At 66.5% G+C, this 19,479-nt stretch carries 10 protein-coding genes and 1 pseudogene; 2 read left to right on the forward strand and 9 right to left on the reverse strand.

Annotation, left to right across the window (positions count from 1 at the left end; all coding sequences use genetic code 11):
• Positions 1–407 precede the first annotated feature (407 nt).
• Entirely contained in the window at positions 408–1,583 is a 1,176-nt protein-coding gene (locus tag ASF90_RS15840; RefSeq protein WP_055852337.1) for a benzoate/H(+) symporter BenE family transporter, read from the forward strand.
• 223 nt (positions 1,584–1,806) lie between these two features.
• Here ASF90_RS15840 and bphP read toward each other — a convergent pair whose 3' ends face one another.
• The 6 genes from bphP to ASF90_RS15870 all read right to left on the reverse strand — a co-directional run bounded on the left by bphP (position 1,807) and on the right by ASF90_RS15870 (position 10,726).
• Complete coding sequence (gene bphP, locus ASF90_RS15845; RefSeq protein WP_055852340.1) at positions 1,807–3,711, reverse strand: bacteriophytochrome BphP; 1,905 nt, start codon at positions 3,709–3,711, stop codon at positions 1,807–1,809.
• Entirely contained in the window at positions 3,708–4,301 is a 594-nt protein-coding gene (locus ASF90_RS15850; RefSeq protein ID WP_055852343.1) for a biliverdin-producing heme oxygenase, read from the reverse strand. Before ASF90_RS15850 ends, bphP begins: the two co-directional genes overlap by 4 nt.
• Positions 4,302–4,400: 99 nt before the next feature.
• Positions 4,401–5,666, reverse strand: coding sequence for a TCR/Tet family MFS transporter (locus tag ASF90_RS15855; RefSeq protein ID WP_055852348.1), 1,266 nt, complete (start codon positions 5,664–5,666; stop codon positions 4,401–4,403).
• Positions 5,667–6,820: 1,154 nt separating this feature from the next.
• Positions 6,821–8,983, reverse strand: a complete 2,163-nt coding sequence (locus tag ASF90_RS15860) for a lytic murein transglycosylase (protein ID WP_055852352.1) — start codon at positions 8,981–8,983, stop codon at positions 6,821–6,823.
• Between the two features lie 334 nt (positions 8,984–9,317).
• Positions 9,318–9,524: a hypothetical protein gene (locus ASF90_RS15865; protein WP_055852355.1), complete on the reverse strand. Its 207-nt coding sequence runs from the start codon at positions 9,522–9,524 to the stop codon at positions 9,318–9,320.
• Between the two features lie 812 nt (positions 9,525–10,336).
• Entirely contained in the window at positions 10,337–10,726 is a 390-nt protein-coding gene (locus ASF90_RS15870) for a YchJ family protein (RefSeq protein ID WP_055852359.1), read from the reverse strand.
• A 591-nt stretch (positions 10,727–11,317) separates the two neighbouring features.
• Between ASF90_RS15870 and ASF90_RS15875 the strand changes: the two genes are divergently transcribed.
• Positions 11,318–12,091, forward strand: a complete 774-nt coding sequence (locus tag ASF90_RS15875; RefSeq protein ID WP_193552549.1) for a TSUP family transporter — start codon at positions 11,318–11,320, stop codon at positions 12,089–12,091.
• Between the two features lie 25 nt (positions 12,092–12,116).
• Here the strand turns inward: ASF90_RS15875 and ASF90_RS15880 are convergent, their stop codons facing one another.
• The 3 genes and pseudogenes from ASF90_RS15880 to ASF90_RS24300 all read right to left on the reverse strand — a co-directional run.
• Positions 12,117–14,177 carry a TonB-dependent siderophore receptor gene (locus ASF90_RS15880; protein ID WP_055852939.1) on the reverse strand — a complete coding sequence of 687 codons (2,061 nt, stop codon included), beginning with the start codon at positions 14,175–14,177 and terminating at the stop codon, positions 12,117–12,119.
• Positions 14,178–14,781: 604 nt separating this feature from the next.
• Positions 14,782–18,786, reverse strand: a complete 4,005-nt coding sequence (locus ASF90_RS15885) for an SbcC/MukB-like Walker B domain-containing protein (protein ID WP_055852365.1) — start codon at positions 18,784–18,786, stop codon at positions 14,782–14,784.
• A 312-nt stretch (positions 18,787–19,098) separates the two neighbouring features.
• Positions 19,099–19,320 (reverse strand): annotated as a pseudogene (locus ASF90_RS24300) (hypothetical protein); the annotation flags it as partial.
• Between the last annotated feature and the right edge of the window lie 159 nt (positions 19,321–19,479).

Consider the following 19,479-nt stretch of genomic DNA (forward strand, 5'->3'; position numbering starts at 1 on the left):
CATATTAGCAGGCTTTTCATCTCCGTCAACCCCTCGTGAAGAGGAAGTTGCCGCCGCTGCACTTCAATCCGCCGTAGCGTCTTTCCGTGTAGCGAGCCGCCCATCATAGCCGGCTTTTCCGTTTCGTCAACACCTTTCGGTGTTTCTGATTCGCCCCGTTCGTTGTTGCGGTGCTTGAAGAAGCGCCGCCGTCCTGAGCGAGGTCGCGCAGTTTATCGAGCCTGTGCAGAAGTGCAAGCACTTTTTGACACGGGCATGACAAAGCGCCGAATTTCTTGGGCAGGCTCCAACACGGCAAGAACACCAGCGCGCTCTATGGTCGCCTCTATATAGAGAGGTGCGCTCCACGCTTCGGTACCGCTGACTGGTCGGCTCGGTAAGAATGCAGGGCCCGGAGGAGCCATACGATGCCGCCAGCCCGCAACCTGTTCCGCGATCTATCCCTGTCAGCGATTGCCGCAGGCTTTGTCACTGTGCTGGTGGGATTTGCCAGTTCTGCGGTGATCGTCTTCGAGGCGGCGCGACATCTGGGCGCGGACCAGGCGCAGATCGCATCGTGGATGTGGGCGCTGGGCATTGGCATGGGCGTGACGTGCATCGGGTTGTCGCTGCGCTACCGCGTGCCGGTGGTGACGGCCTGGTCGACGCCGGGTGCGGCGATGCTGATCGGCAGCGCCGCAGGGGTTCCCTTGCGTGAGGCGGTCGGTGCATTTGTGGTTGCGGCGGTGCTTGGACTGGTGGCCGGGTTCTCCGGGTTGTTCGAGCGGGCGATCAAGCGCATGCCGGTGTCCCTGGCGTCCGGCATGTTGGCCGGGGTGCTGCTGCGCTTTGGACTGGATCTGTTCGTGGCGATGCAGAGCCAGCGGGTCCTGGCAATCGCGATGCTGGCGACCTATCTGGTTGGCCGGCGCTGGTTTGCGCGCTATGCGGTGATTGCGACCTTACTGGTAGGCATTGCGATTGCGGCGGGCGGTGGGCTGATGCACTGGAATAGCGTGCAGCTGGAGCTGGCCTATCCGGTGCTGGTGGTGCCGTCGCTGTCGTGGGCGGCGGTGGTCGGGCTGGCGATTCCATTGTTCGTAGTGACGATGGCCTCGCAGAACGTGCCCGGCGTGGCGGTGATCCGCGCGTCCGGCTACCAAGTGCCGATCTCGCCGACGATCGGCTGGATCGGTGTGGTCAATACGTTGCTGGCGCCGTTCGGCGGCTACGCCTTGAACCTGGCCGCGATCACCGCGGCGATCTGCATGGGCCGCGAGGCGCATGAGGACCCTGCCCGGCGCTATGCCGCCGCGGTGAGCGCGGGCGTGCTGTACATGGTGATCGGCTTGTTCGGGGCGACCGTGGCGGCGGTCTTTGCGGCGTTCCCGCGCGAGCTGGTGATGGCGATTGCCGGGATCGCGCTGCTGGGCACCATCGGCAACAGCCTGGCGGCAGCCTTGCGCGAAGACAGCGAACGCGAGGCGGCATTGGTCACCTTCCTGGTGACGGCCTCCGGGCTGACCTTGGGCGGGATCGGTGCGTCGTTCTGGGGGCTGGTGGCCGGGACCGTCACCCTGTTGCTGTTGCGGCCGCGCGCTTGACGCGGCGATTGCACCTCAGCGCTGGCAGCGCTGCCGGGGCTCGATGTCCTTTGGTGTGTTCCCTCAGGCTTTGAGCGGCACCACCACTGATCGATACGCAGTGACTCAAGACGCTGAAGGGGCGCATCGTTGCCCGGGCCGCTGGTGATGCTGCCCGACGCGATGGATGCGACAGCAGCGGCCGCCTGCAACCGCCACTCGACGTCAATGCGTCGGGCGGCACTTATTCCGGATCGCGCAGCTGCAGCAGCCAGTGGGCGATGACGCCGCTGGGGCTGGGCAGCGGTTCGAGATGGAATTGGCGATAGATGGGCGAGCCATCGTGGGCGCGCAGCGGCAGGGTGACGTAGGCGGCGCGGCCCAGGCGCAGGGCGTCCTCGAGCAGTTCGACCTTGGACCTGGCGGCATCGTCGGCCACCAGGGTCAGAATGTCGCAACCGATCAGCTCGGCAACCTCGGCCTGGCTGAGGTCGGCGAATGCGGGGTTGGCGAAGATCAGCCGGTGCGCGGCGGCGGCGGCGCCCCGCTCGATAATGGCCACGCCGTCGCGCAGACGCGACAGCGAGGCTTCCAGCAAAGTGAAATCCTGCTGGAAGCGCTTGCGCTCCATCAGTTCGATCAACACGCGCAGGCTGCGTGCCGACTCCAGGTGCAGCGGCGACCAGCGGCGCGCGCGGCCGCTCACGGTTTCCTGCCAGAGATCGAAGCTCTTGCGGGGCGACAGTCGTGAGTTGGGGATATCCGGCAACTTGGCCAACTGCGGATTGCCGGCCCATTTGACCTGCTGCACCTGTTCGCGGCGTGTCCATAGCAGCGCGCTGCGCGATTGCGGCATCAGCGGCACAAAGATGAAACCAGCCGCCAGTGGCGCGAGATCGGCCAGCTCCGGGAACACCTCGCCGATGGCATCCACATGCAAGGCGCCGACGGCGTCCTCGCGCAGCGCCTCGTGGTGCTCGGATTCGATGTGGTTGCGGATACGCCGGAGCGCGGCGGCATCGGGCGTGCTGCCGTGGCGGCTGATCTCGTTGCCGTGGAAGATCGCCACTCCGTCGGCATCCACCACGTCCATCAGATCCGGCGCCATGTCAGCGAGCAGCTCCACGGTCATGTGGTCGGCGGCGTTGAAGTCGGTGATCAACTTTTCGCGCACGGTGAGCAGTACCGATTCCAGATGCGCGCGCGACACCGCCTGCAAGGCGCCGATGCGTCCGGCTAGCGCGCGGGTGACCGCATCGGTGGCATCGCGCATGGCGTGACTGGTGAAATGCGGGCTGTAGTGATGGCACGCGATCAGCCCCCACAGCACGTCGTTGACCACGATCGAGGAGACCAGGGTGGCGGTCACGCCCATGTTGGCCAGATATTCCAGATGCACCGGCGAGACGCTACGCAGGCTGACGTCGCTCAGATCCACCGGGGTGCCCAGGCGCGGATGCAGGGTGGGCTCGATCGGCGATGGCCGGTAGCCGACATCGGCGATCTGGCGGACACGGTTGCGCAGGTACAGCGCGCGCGCTTGGGCGGGGATATCGGTGGCCGGGTAATGCAGGCCGAGGTAGGCCTCCAGGTCGGGTTGGCGTGCCTCGGCGATCACGTCGCCGTTCCACTCTTCGTCGAAGCGGTAAATCATCACCCGGTCGAAGCCGATCATGCTGCGCAGGCCCTTGGCCGCCCGCACCGCGGCTTCGGCGATGCCGGGATCGCGCTCGATGCTGCGCAACAGCGGCAGCGCTTCGCGCAGGGTGACGTCGATCAGGCGCGCGTCGCGCGGCTCGATTTCGATCAGCCACTGCTCGGGATACAGATGCCAGGCGGCCACCCAGGGGTGGTCGGTGGGCGCAGCGCGCCTGGGGAAGCGCACCTCCGCATGCAACAGGTGTTGCGGTTGATCGTCCACTGCGAAGGGCTGCGCGTCGGGCAGCTCCAGCACCTGGGCGTAAGGCATGCCGAGCAAGGCGTCCATCGGCACGCCGAGCAGGTCGGCTGCGGTGGTGCTGGCCTGCACGATGCGGCCGTCGGCCGGTTCGATCACCAGCAACACGCCATAAGGCTGGATCAAGCCGGGGATGTGGATCGGCTCGCGCGCGCAAACATCCATATCCAGGGGTTCGGTGGGCTGATTCACGGGCACGGCTCCGCAGCGAGGCAAGTGTGGAAGTGGGCAAACATGGCTTGCGCACCAGCGATGGCGGCAGCCTGCGTGTGGGGGGAATCCAGGCGCTGATCGAGGACCGCCTGGAAGCGGCGCCAACCGGCGGGGTCTTCGTCGGCCAGTTCGAAATACTGCAGCGCATCGGCCAGGCCGGGCTGGTGCTTGCGTAGACCGCGCGCAATGACCCGGCCGCCAAGCTGCGAGCCTTCGACCACATACAACATGCCCCAGCGCGTGGCATCGGTGCGCGCAGCGGGCAGTGCGATCGGCAGATCCAGTGGTTGATCGAGCGCCCGCAGGTCGGCACGCAAGGCCGGCACGCGGCGGCGATAGTGCCAGCCGTTGCCGACCAGGGTGCTGAGCCAATCGCCCAGATGCGTTTCGAAGCCGGCCAGCAAGGCGTGGTGGCGACGCAGGATCTGCGCATAGCTGGCGCGATCGACCTGTCCCTGCCCCAGGGCCTGCATCAACGGCACCGCTTCAACCAGGCGATGGGTGTCCTGGGTGGCGTGCCGCAGCACGTGCGCGGCCGATGGCGGAACAGCCAGGGTGTCAGGACACATAAGCAATCGAGGCGGTGCCGCGGCACGGAGTGCACCAGCCTAGCAGCGCCTGCGCAAATCAGATAAAGCGGACGCGAGTGCTGGATGAATACGTTGGCATCAGCCCTGCGCTGCCGGAGCGATGCCACCGCCCCGCCCTGCGCGCTTCCATGCCATCACCCACCCGGCGGCGAGTAGCACACCGGCCAGCAACCACGGCGCGCCGGGCAGATGCAGTGGCGCACCACTGCCGATGAACCAGGCAAACACGTTGGCGAACAACAACGGCCCGGCGATACCGGCCAGGCTGATCAATCCGGTCAGTGCGCCCTGCACGCGACCCTGCGCATCGGCGCCGACTTCGCGGGTGATCAAGGCTTGCGCGGCTGGCGCAGCGATCGCCCAGAAGGCGCTGATCGGCACGCCGATCAGGAAGGCGGCGCCACTGTCGGCCAACCCGTAGATGACGAAGCCCACCACCCCGCAGCCCAGGCCCAGCAACAAGGCGCGACGTTCGCCCAGCCAGCGCACGATCCGGCCGACCAGCAGCGCGTTGACGATGATGCTGCACACCCCGACCCCGGCCAGCACCCAGCTCACTTCGCGCGGGCCCCAGTGGTACTGGTAACCAGCGAACAGCACGAAGATGCTGGGATAGACGTAATGCGCCAGGTTGGCCAGAAACACCACCGAGGCCAGGCCGAACACCTGCGGGTAGCGGCGTAGCAACTTGAGTGCACCCAGCGGGTTGGCATGCGACCACTCCAGGCGTGCGGTGCGGCGCTCGGGCGGCAGCGATTCGGGCAGCACGAACCAGCCGTACAGCACGTTCAACAGCGCCAGGCCTGCGGCAAACCAGAACGGCCAGCGCAAGCCGATGCCACCCAGCCAACCGCCAATCAACGGGCCGGCGACAAAGCCAATGCCGAACGCGGCGCCGAGCATGCCGAACGCGCCGGCGCGTTTGTCGGCGGGTGTGACGTCGGCGATGTAGGCATTGGCCGTGGAAAAACTGGCCGAGCAGATGCCCGAGATCACCCGTGCCAACAGCAGCATCGGCAAGCTGTGGGCGATGGCCATCAGGATGAAATCCAACCCCAGGCCCAGGCACGACAGCAGGATGACCGGGCGACGGCCGAAGCGGTCGGACAAGGCGCCCTGCAGCGGCGAGCAGACGAACTGGATGGAGGCGAACAGGAAGCCGAACCAGCCGATCCAGCCGGCGGCCACCACGTAATCGCCACCGGTGAAATGCCGCACCAGATCCGGCAGCACCGGGATGATCACGCCGAAGGACAGCACGTCGATCAGCACGGTGATGAAGATGAAGATCAACGCGGCGCGGCGGCGCCCCGGGGCTGGAGCGGAATCGGCGGAGAGAGACATCGCGCGGCCCAGGATGGCGAGGCGGGAAGTGTAGCTGCGGATTGGCTCGGATCGGCTCTGGGTGGGTGACCAGGCGTGGGGGACGAGGCTTAGGAGCGGTGCGAGCGGCTGGATTGGGCCCGGCCGCAGGAGATTGGTGCAATCGCTCTGTGGAGATCGCTTGGGTTTGGTGGGGCTTGTGCGAATCGGGCTGAGCGACTTGGTGCCTGAAGGGCGATGTCAGCTGATTTTTTAGCTAGGAGCAGCACTGGACGTGCGGGTGCGTTGGGCTGGGAGTTCTTGCTGACACCGCACCCTCATCCGCCCTGCGGGCACCTTCTCCCGGTGGGAGAAGGGATGGGTCGTGCGATGCGGCTTGGAGGTCTCCCGTCTGCCTGCGCTTGGAAAAATAGAGGTGCGGGGTGGGTCCCGGCTGGAGCCCCTGCTGGAACCGTACCCTCATCCGCCCTTCGGGCACCTTCTCCCGGTGGGAGAAGGGATGGGTCGCGCGATGCGGCTTGGATGTCTCTCGTCTGCCTGCGCTTGGAGACGTTGGTGCGGGTGGGTCCGGTTAGAGTCCTTGCTGAAACCGTACCCTCATCCGCCCTGCGGGCACCTTCTCCCGATGGGAGAAGGGGGTGGGTCGTGCGATGCGGCTTGGATGTCTCTCGTCTGCCTGTGCATGGAGAAGTTGAGGTGCGGGTGGGTCCCGGCTGGAGTTCTTGCTGACACCGTACCCTCATCCGCCCTGCGGGCACCTTCTCCCGGTGGGAGAAGGGAGTGGGTCGTGCGATGCGGCTTGGAGGTCTCTCGTCTGCCTGCGCATGGAGAAATGGCGCCATGCTCAAGCCCCTCTCCCGGCGGGAGAGGGGTTGGGGTGAGGGTGCGGCGGCTGCGTGTAATTCGGCTGCAGTGCGTCTCCAACCCGTTCCGCCTGATGCTCCTGCCCTTCGGCCGCTGCATCCTTCATGCAGGCTCCAATCAAAGGAACTGCGCGGCGATCAGACAGCGCGCACGCCGTCGCCACGCTCAGCCGGATCGAATGGAGGCCACATCAACGCTCAGCATCCGTTGACGAGCAACTGCGCCAGCCCTCGCCCACGGCCACCCACAGACAATGTGCGCGGCCGGCTGGGTGGACCCGCGCCACACCGGCTGCGGCGCAGGCCACCAGGTTATTCGACGCTGATGGTCTGGGTCAGGGTGTGGCTGGCGCCGGGGGCCAGTTCGATGACGTCCGGGCCGGCGTTGGCCGCCTCCAGGCAGACGTAGTCGCGCCAGCCTTCGCCCACGTCGGCCATTTTCTTGCCGGCTTGCTCGCCCGGGTTCCAGGCCACCAGCGAGCGGCTGCCCTGTGTGGCGATGACGATGCGGCGGCCGAGCACCGGGTCGGTGAGGGTGTAGCGGCCGCCGGCGTTGGTGTAGATGCGGTCGCTGCGGCCGGGATCGCGCGGGTCGCGCAGGCTCCAGTCGCCTTGCTGGCGATGCGCAGTGGCGTAGTTCTCGTATTTATCGAGATAGTCCAGGCCATCCAGGCCCTGCACGCTGACCTTGAGCGCGTCGCCGACGCGGAAGTAGTTGTGTAGCGCCTGGGTGAAGCGCACCGGGGCGCCGCTGGTGTTTTCGGTGATCAGGCGTTGTTCGAGAGTGCGGCCGATGCGCAGGGTCATGCGCAGGCGCAGCGCCAGATCGTCGAAGGCCGGCGGGGTGAGCGTGAGCACCACGGTGCCGTCGTCTTCGCGGTGGCTCTCGGTGAGTTGCCACGGCACGGTGCGCACGAACCCGTGCGCGGGCACCTCGCCGGTCTGGTCCTGGCGGCCGAAGTACGGCCAGCACACCGGCGCGCCGCCGCGGATCGGGGTGGGCGGCTGTTTGGCGAGCGGCGACAGCCACATCACGTCCTGGCCGCCCTTGGGCACGAACGACAGCAACTGGCCGCCGAACAGGCTGATGGCGGCAGTGGAGAACGGGGTGTCGATCAGCAGCGAGGGGAAGCCATGGAAGTCGCCTGTGGTGAGGCCGGTGGTGTCGGACATGGGGGATGCCTTGTGGACGATGGGAGATTGGGCGAATGCGGGGTACGCGGCCGGCAGCTTGAAAGCGGTGCCGCGCACGGCGGCCATGCCGGTGAGCGGCGGCGCGGCACGCAAAGCGGTGAGGATGCGCTGGCCGGGGCGGCCGTCGGCGGGCTGCAGGCCCAGCCGGGTCTGCTCGACCTGGATGGCGCGGCGGGTGGCGCTGCCGACCATGCCGTCGGCCTCGCCGATCTGGTAGCCGCGGGCGAGCAGCAACTGTTGCAGGTCGCGGCGTTCCGGACGGCCCAGGCCGGGGTCGTCGGTGGGCCAGGCGGCAACCAGGCCGGGGCCGCCGCGCAGGCGGTCGGCCAGCAGCGCGATCGACAGCGCGTAGCTTTCGGCAGCGTTATAGGCGTAGATCGCGTCGTAGTTGCGGAACACCAGGAAGGCCGGGCCGGTGGCACCAGCCGGTAGCAGCAGCGCGGCCGGCGTCTCGCCGGGTAGGCCGGTCGGGGCCAGCGGCTTGCCGTTGGTGCCGAGCAGGCCGGCAGCCTGCCAGGCCTGCAAGGGTTGGCGGCGGGTGCGGCCGGCCTTGCTGACATCGAAACCGCGCGGCAGGGTGACTTCCATCCCCCAGGGGCGGGCGCGTTCCCAGCCGGCCTTGACCAGATAGTTGGCGGTGGAGGCCAGCGCATCGGGAATGCTGGCGACCAGATTGCGGCGGCCGTCGCCGTCGCCGTCCACCGCAATCCGTGCATAGGTCGAGGGCATGAACTGGGTCTGCCCGAACGCGCCGGCCCACGAGCCGGTCAAGCCATCCGGCGACAGATCGCCCTGCTGCAACAGGCTGAGCAACGCGAGGAATTCGCCGCGAAAGAACGGCTGGCGGCGGCCTGCGCACGACAGCGTGGCCAGCGAAACCAGCAGCGGGCGCTTGCCGGTGACGCGGCCGTAGTCGCTCTCCACGCCCCAGACCGCCACGATGGTGGCCGGGTCGACGCCGGTCTGCTCGGACAGGCGGGTGAGCAAGTCGTGGTGGGTGACCAGCATGGCCTGGCCGTCGGTGACGCGCTGGCTGTCGACCAGGCTGGCGAGGTAGTCCCAGATGGGCGTGGTGAACTCCGGTTGCGCGTCCAACAGCGGCAACACGCTGGGATCGGGCGCCAACCCGGCGGTAAAACGCTGGAAACTGGCGGCGTCCACGCCCTTGGCGGCGGCCTGGGTCTGCAACCCGGCCAGGCAACGGTCGAAGGCAGGGTCGGCGCAGGCGACCAACGGCAGCAAGACCATCAACAGCGGCAAGGCGCGCCGGGTCGGCGTCATGGCGCGGTGGCCGGCGGGTGGACGGACGTCATGCGGTAAAGCGCTCCAGTCGCGAATCGGTCCGGAAGGATAGCCAACCTGGCTGGGTCGAGGCGTGCAAGCGGCGGCGGCGTGACGCGGTGGTTGCCGCGCGCGGCGGTGCGGGTGCGATGGATGTGTGGGCGGTGCGTTGGCTCAGGGGTTGCGGGGCTGGCGCCCGGTGTCTGCTGCCGTCCTTGAACGGCACACACTCGGCATCGAGTTGTTCACCAGTCAACCGCTTGAATCAGGAGTGTGCTTGCGCCGGCCGGCTTGCGATTGCAGCTGGGGTAACGCGGGCGTCAGCGTTGACGCGTCAGCTGCCGTCGCCGGTGATGCCGCTCAGCAGCGACAACGCTGGCGTGGAGGCGCCGGTCTCGACAACGCGGCGCAGGCGTGCGCGGCGCGGCGCATCGTGGCGAGGCCCAAAACGGACCATGCACATGGCCAGCAACGCCGGCAACACGATTGCAAAGACCACCAAGGCCGTCAGCGCCCATTGCCAGAAGTTGAAGGTTGCCATGATCGCTGTCCGCCCCCCGCGGCGAGCTTCGCCGCGCGGCAAGCTTCCCGGATCGGCTGCGAACGCTGTGTCGACAAAGTGGCGCGATGGGCGCCGTTGGTCGGGTGAGGCGGCGATGGTGGAGGTGCTGCATGGCATGGCGCATACCAATCACGGCTGCGCAGCTACCAGGCGGGCGCGGATGGTGCTCGGTAATAGCATGGATCAGGCGTCCGCTTCGGTTCTGAGCGTGCGGTCCCCTTACGGAACGATGGCTCGCTGAAGGTTATCTACCGCGCTGCATTCCCGATGGTGCTGGTTGGGGGCGGCGGCTGGCTGGTTGGAAGACATCAAATACGAAGGGCGGCAGGGGCGTTGAGGGTGGTCTTCCCCTATGAGGGATTTGGGGGATCGGCCTGGGTCGAGGAGCGAGTGCGCCAGAGGACGCACCCTCATCCGCCCGTTGGGCACCTTCTCCCGATGGGAGAATGGTTTGAATTGTCTCTGTGTGAGACCTGGTTGCGCGCGGTTGCGCTTGCGGTGGTCGATTGAAGCGGCCGCACGTTTCTTACGTCGCCCTTTGCTCTGTCATTGCGACAAGTGTCGGAGCACGGATGCGTGTGTGGTCGTTCGCACGGTGGGTTGATCAACCACAGTTGCTCGACGGGCTGGCCAGCACGTTGCGTTAAGTGCAGCGCCGCTGGCTGCACTTGGCGAGGGCAGGCGTCGAAACACGGATGTACGCGCGGTCTTCCGCACAGTTGGACGATCAGCCACTGCTGGCAACGGAAACGGCCAGCACGTTGTGCAATCTCTAGCACCGCTGGCGGCACTCAGCGGGCGTCGAGGTAATGCCAGCGGCCATCTTCGCGGACGAAGCGGCTGTGTTCGGTCATGCGCACCGCGCTGCCACCGCCGATGCGATAGCGGGCCAGAAACACCACCTCGGCGGTGTCCTCGCCGGTGACGCTTGCGCGCTGGATGGTCAGGCCGAGCCAGGTGGTGCGGCCGCCTTCGTCCAGCGACAGTTCGGCCGGGCGCGTGGACGGGTGCCAGCTGGCCAACAGGTAGTCGACATCGCGGCGCACATAAGCGCTGTAGCGCGAGCGCATCAAGGTTTCGGCATCCGGCGCGGCGGCACCGGCGTGGTAGAGCCCGCAGCAGCGCGCGTAGTCGGCGGGGCGGCCGCAGGGACAGGGATCGGTGGATGCAGAGTTCGCCATGGGGGGATTGTGCTTGATTCGGGATTCGGGATTCGGGATTCGGTGATCAGCAGGCAGCGAGCGTCCATATGTCATGAGCAGTCTGTGGGGTTGGTGGACAACTGCTAGGTGGATGTTCTGCGATGTTGGGTGGTCTGCATTGAAGATTCCTGCTTACTTCCTGCGTTTTCGTGCCGCACGTTGCGTCGCAATTCGCGGGTGTGGCTGGGAGGTGGACGTGATGGATCGCGATGCTGCCATTGGACTGCAGCAGGACTTGCTTCCGTCCCCTCCCCCGCTCCGCGGCCAGCGCTTGCTGCGAGGGCACTCCAAGAAGCGCGTGTTCATGCTGCGCAAGCCGCGCCCTTTCGCCCCGCGGGGGAGAGGGGCTTTGGATTCCGTGCTCTGGATGCTGCACGTTATCGATTGGGTATGTACGTGGGTGACGTGGGGGGTCAGGCATCGGCTCACGCGACCTGCTGCTATCGCTACTACGCCTGATCCTGCTACTCCCGACGCTGCTACGCCTGCCGCCGTTCCGTTAGCTGTCACTGCGGCGCGTGCCGTCAGTGCACTCGCTATGCTGTCGCCCCCGTCGTGCGGAGCGCCGTTGTGCTGGAACTGATTCCCACCGAGTTGCCGTGGCTGCTGTGCATTGCGTTCGTTGCCGGGCTGGTGGATGCCGCGGTGGGCGGCGGCGGGTTGATCCAGTTGCCGGGATTGTTTGCGACCTTGCCGCAGCAGGCGCCGTCGCTGATCTTGGGCACCAACAAGTTCAGCGCGATGTTCGGCACCGGGGCGTCGGCGTGGCGGTATGCGCGCACGGTGCGCTTCCCGTGGCGGCCGGTGCTGTATGCCACTGCCGCGGCGTTTACGTTTTCGTTTCTGGGCGCGACGGCAGTCAGCCTGTTGCCCAAGCAGGCGGTGCGGCCGCTGATTTTGCTGTTGCTGATCGCGATGTTGATCTACACGCTGATCAAGAAGGATTTCGGCGCGCTGCATCGGCCGCGCGAGATCGGTCGACGCGAGTTGATCACCGCCTTGGCGATGGGCGCGGCGATCGGGTTTTACGACGGGTTCTTCGGTCCGGGCACGGGGAGCTTTTTGATCTTCTTGTTCATTCGCTTTTTCGGGCTGGATTTTCTGCGCGCCTCGGCGGCGGCCAAGGTAGTGAACCTGGCCACCAACCTGGCAGCGCTGTCGTTCTTTCTGCCCAGCGGCCAGGTGATGCTGGCGCTGGGCATTCCGATGGCGGTGGCAAACGTGGCCGGCGCGGTGGCCGGCACGCGGATGGCATTGCGCGGTGGCACGCCGTTGATCCGCAAGTTATTCCTGGTGCTGGTGGTGGTGCTGATCGGCAAGATGGGCTGGGACCTGCTGCACTGATCACGCTGCAGATGTCCTCGCCTTTCTAAAACTCCATGCTCAACGTTGCCGACAGCGTGCGCGGTGCACCCGGGTAGTTGGTTGTCTGCGTCACCGGTTGCTCGATATAGAAACGGTTGGCGACATTGCGCAGCATCAGCGCCAGTTGATAACGGCCGCCGAAACGGTACGCCACCGAGGCATCGAACCGCGTATAGCCGGCAATGCGATAGCTGTTGTTCAAGTCGCCCTCGCGCTCGCCGACATGCACCGCACCGGCGCCCAGGGTCAGGCCGTACAACGGACCGGTGGCCACGTGGTAAGTGCTCCACAGACTGGCGCTGACACGCGGCACACCGCGCAGGCGATTACCGACCGGAATCACGCTGTCGCGGGTGACCTGCGCATCCAGATACCCCGCGCCGAGAATCATCCGCCAGTGTTGGGTGAGCTCGCCGGTGATGTCCAGCTCGACGCCGCGCACGCGCTGCTGGCCGGTGACCAGCACAAAGCCGCTGTTGTCCGGATCGCTGGTGGCGACGTTGTCCTTGGTGATCTGGAACGCCGCAGCAGTGGCAAGTACGCGGTTGTCCAGCAGTGCGCTTTTCAGGCCGATCTCGTACTGGCGGCCGGTCTCCGGCGGTGCGCTGCCGCCGGCAAACAGCGTGGCGCTGCGCGGGCGAAACGACGTCGACGTATTCGCATACAGCGACAGCTGCGGCGCGGCCTTCCACACCACACCCACACGCGGCGAGGCGCGTCGGCCGTCTTCGCGGGTACGCGCGCCGTTGTCGGCGGTGGTCTGCTGCACGTCGTCCCAACGCACGCCGGCCAGCACGTCCCAGCGCTGCCCGATGCTGATCTGGTCCTGCACGTACAACGCGGCGTAGCGCGCATCGACCTCGATCTGCCGCGCCGGCACGTAGCGGCCCGGTAGTGCGCCCTGCACGGGGTTGCTCACGCTGATGCGGGCCAACGGCGCGCGGGCTTCATCTGTCTGGCGATGCGCATCGACGTATTCGGCGCCGGTCAGCACCTGATGGCGTAGCGGGCCGGTATCGAAACGGGCCAACGCTTCGGTCTGCGAGGTGGTGGCGCGTACCTGCTGCTCCTGACGCACGGCGCGGCGCTGCAGAAACGCACGGTCGGCGCTGAAGCCGGTGAAGTCGGCCACGTCGCGGCCGCTGTCACCGTCCTGGTGATTGAGGATCTGACGCAGCGTCAGCCACTCATTCGCGTCATATTCAATACGGCCGCGTGCAGTGCGCGAGGTGCCGCGATTGCGCGACCACGGCTCACCGAAACTGCGCTCTGCCGGACCACGCACCACCCCGTCGATGACGACCAGACCGCGATCGCCCGGGCTGGTCTGGCGGGTGTAGTCCAGATCCAGATCGGCACGCAGCTGCGCAGTGGGCCGCCATGCCAGCGAGGGCGAGACGAAGACGCGGTCACCATCGGCCTGCGCAGCGCGGAAGCTGCCGGTCTGCTGCGCGGCGGCGCTGACGCGGGCAGACAGCGTGGGACTCAGCGGGCCGGTGATACTGGACTGCACGCGGCGCAGGCCATGTTCGGCCACCTGCAGCGACGCGTTGCCGCTAAACGTGTCGTCCGGCCGCAGCGTGACCAGATTGATCACCCCGCCGGGCTCGCCGCGCCCGTACAACACCGCCGCAGGCCCTTTGAGCACTTCCACCTGGGCGACATTGGCCAGGTCGCGCACGGTCTCGGTGAAGTTCTGCGCCGGGTTGAGCAGGATGCCGTCGACCGCATACGACGACGCTTCGAAGCCGCGAATGACGAAGGTTTCCGAGCGATTACCCTGGGTGCCGCCCGGTTGCACGTTGGACACATTGGCCACCACATCGACCAACCGGGTGAGTTGCTGCTCGTCGATCACCGAACGCGGCACCACCTGGATCGCCTGCGGGATGCGCTCCACCGGCGTCTGCGTGCGGGTGGCGCCGGCGGCTTTTTCCGGGCGGTACAAGGCGCGTCGCTCGCTCACCACGATGGCATCGAGCAGGCTGGCCTCCTGCGCGGCGGCCGGCAATGCGGCAAACAGGGACACCAACAACAACGGGCGCGGCAGGGGGCGTGGGGTCATCGACATCTTCGGCGGGAGCGATGTGCGCGGTTGCGAACACATCAGGATCTGAGATGATAACGATTCTTATCTGCAAATGTGGAGTGTGCCTGCGCTGGGTGGTCGGTTGTCCGCCGCTCGTTTGACCATGCAAACGGCTGCATGCTGGCGCGCAGCTGGGCCGCGCACTCGGGCGTTGCGACGCAGAAGGCTGCGCGTTGGCCTGGGCAGACACGGATTTTTTGGTCCAGCTGGCGGCAGGTACAGCGCGCTGTGCGGTTTGCCTTGCCGGTTACCGTCATTTGAGCGAGGTGCACCTTCGGTGTTTGCACGCCGGACAAAAGCGCCGACATCTACGTTCGCAACGGTGCCTCTTTTTCAATGACGTGTGTGCAGGCGGAGCCTTGCGCATGTGTCGCAGCGCTCGGGCGACGTCATCGCTTGAGAGAACGACGCAGTCGACGTGTCGGCTGCCGTCTACCGACGCTGGCGATACCTGAGCAGACTTACGCCGCGCAGCGTGTCGCTCGTCGCCGCCAGCGCCGTGTCGCATGTCTGCGGCGGCGGTAGCGAGCCGTGACGCCGCGTCGGACGGCGGCTCCCTCGGCACAGCCGCGCCGGGCACTCAGCGTTTGCTGCGTGCCTTCGATGCCGCACCACGCGCCGGTGCGGGCCGCGCCTTGGTGGATGCCGCTGACGCTGGCGTTGCGGCCTGCTTGCCTGACGTGCGCCGCGATGAGGCGACCTTGGCTGCGCCTGCTGGCGCCTTGGCGGCACGCGTGGGGCTGGACGTCGGTTTGACGGTGCGAGCTGTAGCTGCAGCAGCAGATGTCGACTTGGCGGCAGGCTTGGCAGCGGCAGCTGGGCGCTTGAGCGCCGGCTTGGCAGCGGGTTTTGCAGCGGCCTTGGGCAACTTGCCCGGCGTTGCAGCCTGGGTGCGGCGTGCGCCCGACACCGCCGATGTGCGCTTGGCTGATGCAGCGCCGTCTGCCGTGGCTGCCGTGCGCGTTGGGCCTGCCGCACGCGTGCTGCGGGGTGCAGACACCGGCGCGGAAGAAGTCGCTGCAGTGGCCGGCTTGCCCTTGCCACGACGCGTCGCTGCCGCGACTACGGCTTCAGTTGGTGCAGCGATCGCCGCGCCCGCTGTCGCCTGCTCGTCTGCCTCGCGGTCTGACGGTGCATCGCTCACCGCCGCTACGTGGCGTTGCTGCGCCGCCGTGGCTGGCGGCTCGGCCTGCGAGGCCGCGGGTTCCTCGCCACGCGAGCGCTCGGGCAATTTCAGCCGCTGCGCCTGTTCGTCGTACTCGATCAGCAACACGCCGGAGTTGTGGCGGCCACTGATTTCCACAAAGCATGCGCCACCGATAAACGGCTCCAGCGTCATCACCGATTTCAACGGCGTGGCCACCACCATCTGGAAGCCGAAGTTTTCGAAGATGTTCATCGCCAGCGCGGTGAATTCGTTGTCGGCCTTGTCGAAGGCTTCGTCCAGCACCACCGCGCAATAGCGCGGCAGTTCGCCATCTTCGCCACCGAGTTGATAGCGCAACGCTGCCGCCAGGCAGGTAGTCGCCAGTTTCTGCCGCTGGCCGCCGGACTTGCCGGCGCCGCTGCGATAGATCTCCACCTGCGCACGGCTCTGCGCGTCCAGCTCCACGCCGATGAATTCCACATGCAGGCGCACATCCAGCACCTGTTCGCGCCAGCGTCGCGCCTCCGGCTCCTGCGCGCCCAGACGCGCCACCAAGGTGCGCAAGGTGGCGAACTGCGCCTCGGCCAGCGCACGGTCTTCGGTCTGCTGATGCGATAGCACGGCGCGCAGCTGCTGCTGAAATTCCTGCACCTCGGCCAGGCGGCGGTCGCTGACCTCGATGGTCAGGATGGTGTCGCGGTTGAACGGCACCTGCTCCAGGCTGGCGTTGACTTCGTCCATGCGCTGCTTGATGCCCTTGTGGGCTTCGGCGGTGTGGCGCTGCAGGGCGAGCAGGTTGTTCTTGCTCTGGGTCTGCAGCAAATCGAAGAAGCGGTGCTCGTGACGCGGCAGGCCGTCGCTTTCCAACCGGTCCAGGCGCGCAAGGAAATCGTCGGCGCTGGACAGGCTCACGGTGAAGTCGCCGCTGTCTTCGGGCCACTGCTGGCAGTAGCGGCGGAAGCATTCGAGCAATTGCGCGCTGAGCCGGCTGTCGCGGCCCTGGCTTTCGGCCAGCTGCTCGGCCAGGCCGCGTTCGACCACGCGAAAGTGCGCTTCCAGATTGTCCAGCGACAGCGGTGCCAGCGCGGCCAGGCGTTCGTGCAGGCCCTGCAACTGAGTGGGAGTGAGCGCGGCGGTGCCGGCACGGCCTGCGCCGCCGGCCTGCTGCTGCTCCAGGCGGACGCGCTCGCGCGCCAGCTGTGCGCGTTCCAGGCGCACGTCCTCGAAGGTGCGCTTGGCCTGATCGCGCAGGGTACGCGCAGTCTCGATGGCCTGGCCCAAGGCACGCAGGCCGCTGTCGCCTTCGCGCAGTTGCTGCAGTTGTTCGTCGATATCGGTCAGGCGTTGCAGCTTGGGGCCGACGTCGATCTCGTCCCAGTCGCGCTCCACCAGCGTGTGCGCGGCCAGCTGTTTTTCCTGGTCCTGCTCGCGTTGCTTGCGCAGCGCGGCCACGTCGGCTTCGCAGCTGGCGATGCGCTGCGCGAGCGCCTGCGCTTCGCGTTCGAACACCTTGAGCTTGTCGCGGTTGTCGTGCCCCAGCAGCCAGCGCTTGCGGTCGTTGACGGCGTGGCGGTCGTCCTTTTCATAGCGATCGCCGGGATGCTTGACCTGCCCTTCGCGGGTGATGGCGCGGTCGGCATTGCGCAGCGCGGCGGCGTTGTCCACACAGGCGTAATCGAAGCGGCGAGTCAGCTCGTTGCGCAGCCAGTCGGTGAAAGCGTGCTCGCGCAGTTGCAGCTTGCCAGGCAGCGCATCAGGATCGACCCGCCGCGAATGCAGTTCGTCGTTGCGACGCACGCGGAAGTACACCAGGCGCGTGCCGATGTGGGTGCGGTTGACCCATTCGCTGACCTGCGCGTAATGCCGCTCGTCCACCAGCAACGACTGCGCAAACCCGTGCAGCACGCGTTCGATCGCGCCGCGCCAGGCCACCTGGTCGGCGCGCACCTGCAGCAGCTCGCCGACGAAGGGCAGCGCGGATTCGGCGATGCCGGTGTCTTCGCACAAGCGCGCGCGCAGTGCCTGCATCGGTGCGGGCAGGCTGGACGGCGCCTTCTTCAGCGCATCGAGTTCGCTACGGATGTCCGCAAAGCGACGCTCGTCGTCGCGGCGCTCGCCCATGCGCTCGGCAATGGCCTCGTCCAGCGCGCTGGCGTGCTGTTTGCCGCCATCGAGCACGCTCTGGGCGTGCGCCACCTGCGCGGCAAAGCCGCTGGCGCCGGCTGCCAGCGCAGTACCGAGCTGGCGGCAGGCCTGTTCGATCTGCGCGCGGCGGCGCAGGCGCTCGTCGCGCTCGCGCTCCACCCGCACACGCTCGCGTTCGAGTTCTTCGATCTGCTCGCCACCGGCGGCGCGTTGCTCGCGTTCCAGCCCGGCCAGTTTCTGCTCGTGGTTGTCCAGCGATTCGCGGCGCTGGCCTTCTTCGCCGGCCAGGCCGCGGTCCTGGCTGTCCAGTTCCAGCAGGCGCGCCTGCAGCAAGGCGACGCGTTGCTGCTCGCGGTAACTGTCCACGCCCAGCTGCAGCTCACGCAGCTCACCGACGCTGCGGCGCAGGTCCATCAGCGCGGCATGGTGCGCGCGTGCCGGGCTGAGCGTTTCCACCTGGCGCCGCGCGGTGACCACGGCGTGGTGCGCGCCATCGAGCTCGGCGAAGTCCTCCACCAGTCGGTCGGCGGCTTCGAAGGTGCGCGGCTCATCCAGCATGAACCCGCGCAGGAAGGCATTGAGATCGCCCAGATTCTTGGCCGACTGGGTCTTGTGCAGCAGACGCAGCGCCATCTCGTTGCTGATACCCAGCGCATGCCGGAAGCGTTCGGCATAGCCGGCAAAGCCGTCGAAATGCGCCACGTCCTCGCCAAGGCGCGCCTTGAGCTTGCGCAGGTCCAGGTCGAAGCCATCCAGTTCGCTGGCCACATCGAAGCTGCGCGGGGCCACCATGTAGTGGCGGCGCACATCGGCCGCGGCATTGCCGCTACCGGCGATCCAGAACAGCCGAATCAGGCTCACCGCCTCGCCCTGCGCGTTGCGGTATTCCAGCACCAGCGCCGTCCAGGTCGCGCCCTTGCGCAGGTACTGGGTGGCGATCTCGCCGGAGGCGCTGTCCTGCTGATCGGCCCACGCACCGCGCACGTACGACACCAGGCTGCGGTCGCGCCCACTGCGCTCGGCTTCACGCGCGGCCGCGTTGAAATCCACGATGCTCGGTGGCGTCAGCAATGCCGACATCGCATCCAGCAAGGTGGATTTGCCCGAACCCGAGCGCCCGACGAACAGAAAACCCTTCTCGGCGATCGGCACCTCGGTCAACCCGTTGAACGTGCCCCAGTTATGCACCTGCAAGCGCCGCATGCGGAACTGCTGCGCACGCTGCTCGGCCAGCGTCTCGGCAAACAAGGAAGCACCCGGCGACGCCGGCGACAGGTTGGACTGGGAATTCATTGCTCACTCACCAAAACAGAACGACAGGGACACCAAGGACAGACCATTACGAACGGTGACGCATTTTTGTGGGGCGGTGGTACGGGATGCGGGTAGGCAGGGGTTAGGCAGGAATACGGATGGGGCAAGGGGACGGCTTCGCGACCAAGGTCGCTCCTACAACAGCGTGGTGCTTGAACCAATTGCGGTGAAAGCCGGACGAGCGCGACAACAGCTGCGGATTGTCGAACACCTGCACTACTCACCTTTTCAACATCGCCCGATCGCGCGCCCATCGCTCCTTCTTCGTTTCTTCGTTTCTTCGTTTTTTCGTTACTGCTTTGCTGCTTTGCTGCTTTGCTGCTTTGCTGCTTTGCTGCTTTGCTGCTTTGCTGCTTTGCTGCTTTCAGCATTGTGTTGCTAGTACATGCCCCACTTGTTGCTGTTGTTGTTGCTGTTGCTGTTGCTGTTGCTGTTGCTGTTGCTGTTGTTGTTGCTGTTGTTGTTGCTGTTGTTGTTGCTGTTGTTGTTGCTGTTGCTGTTGCTGTTGTTGTTGCTGTTGTTGTTGTTGTTGCTGTTGTTGCTGTTGTTGCTGTTGTTGTTGTTGTTGCTGTTGTTGTTGCTGTTGTTGTTGTTGTTGTTGTTGCCGTTGCCGTTGCCGTTGCCGTTGCCGTTGCCGTTGCTTGCGCAGTTTGCATTCGGGGCCCCATACCG

Source organism: Xanthomonas sp. Leaf148 (genome assembly GCF_001423585.1).
Classification (GTDB): Bacteria; Pseudomonadota; Gammaproteobacteria; order Xanthomonadales; family Xanthomonadaceae; genus Xanthomonas.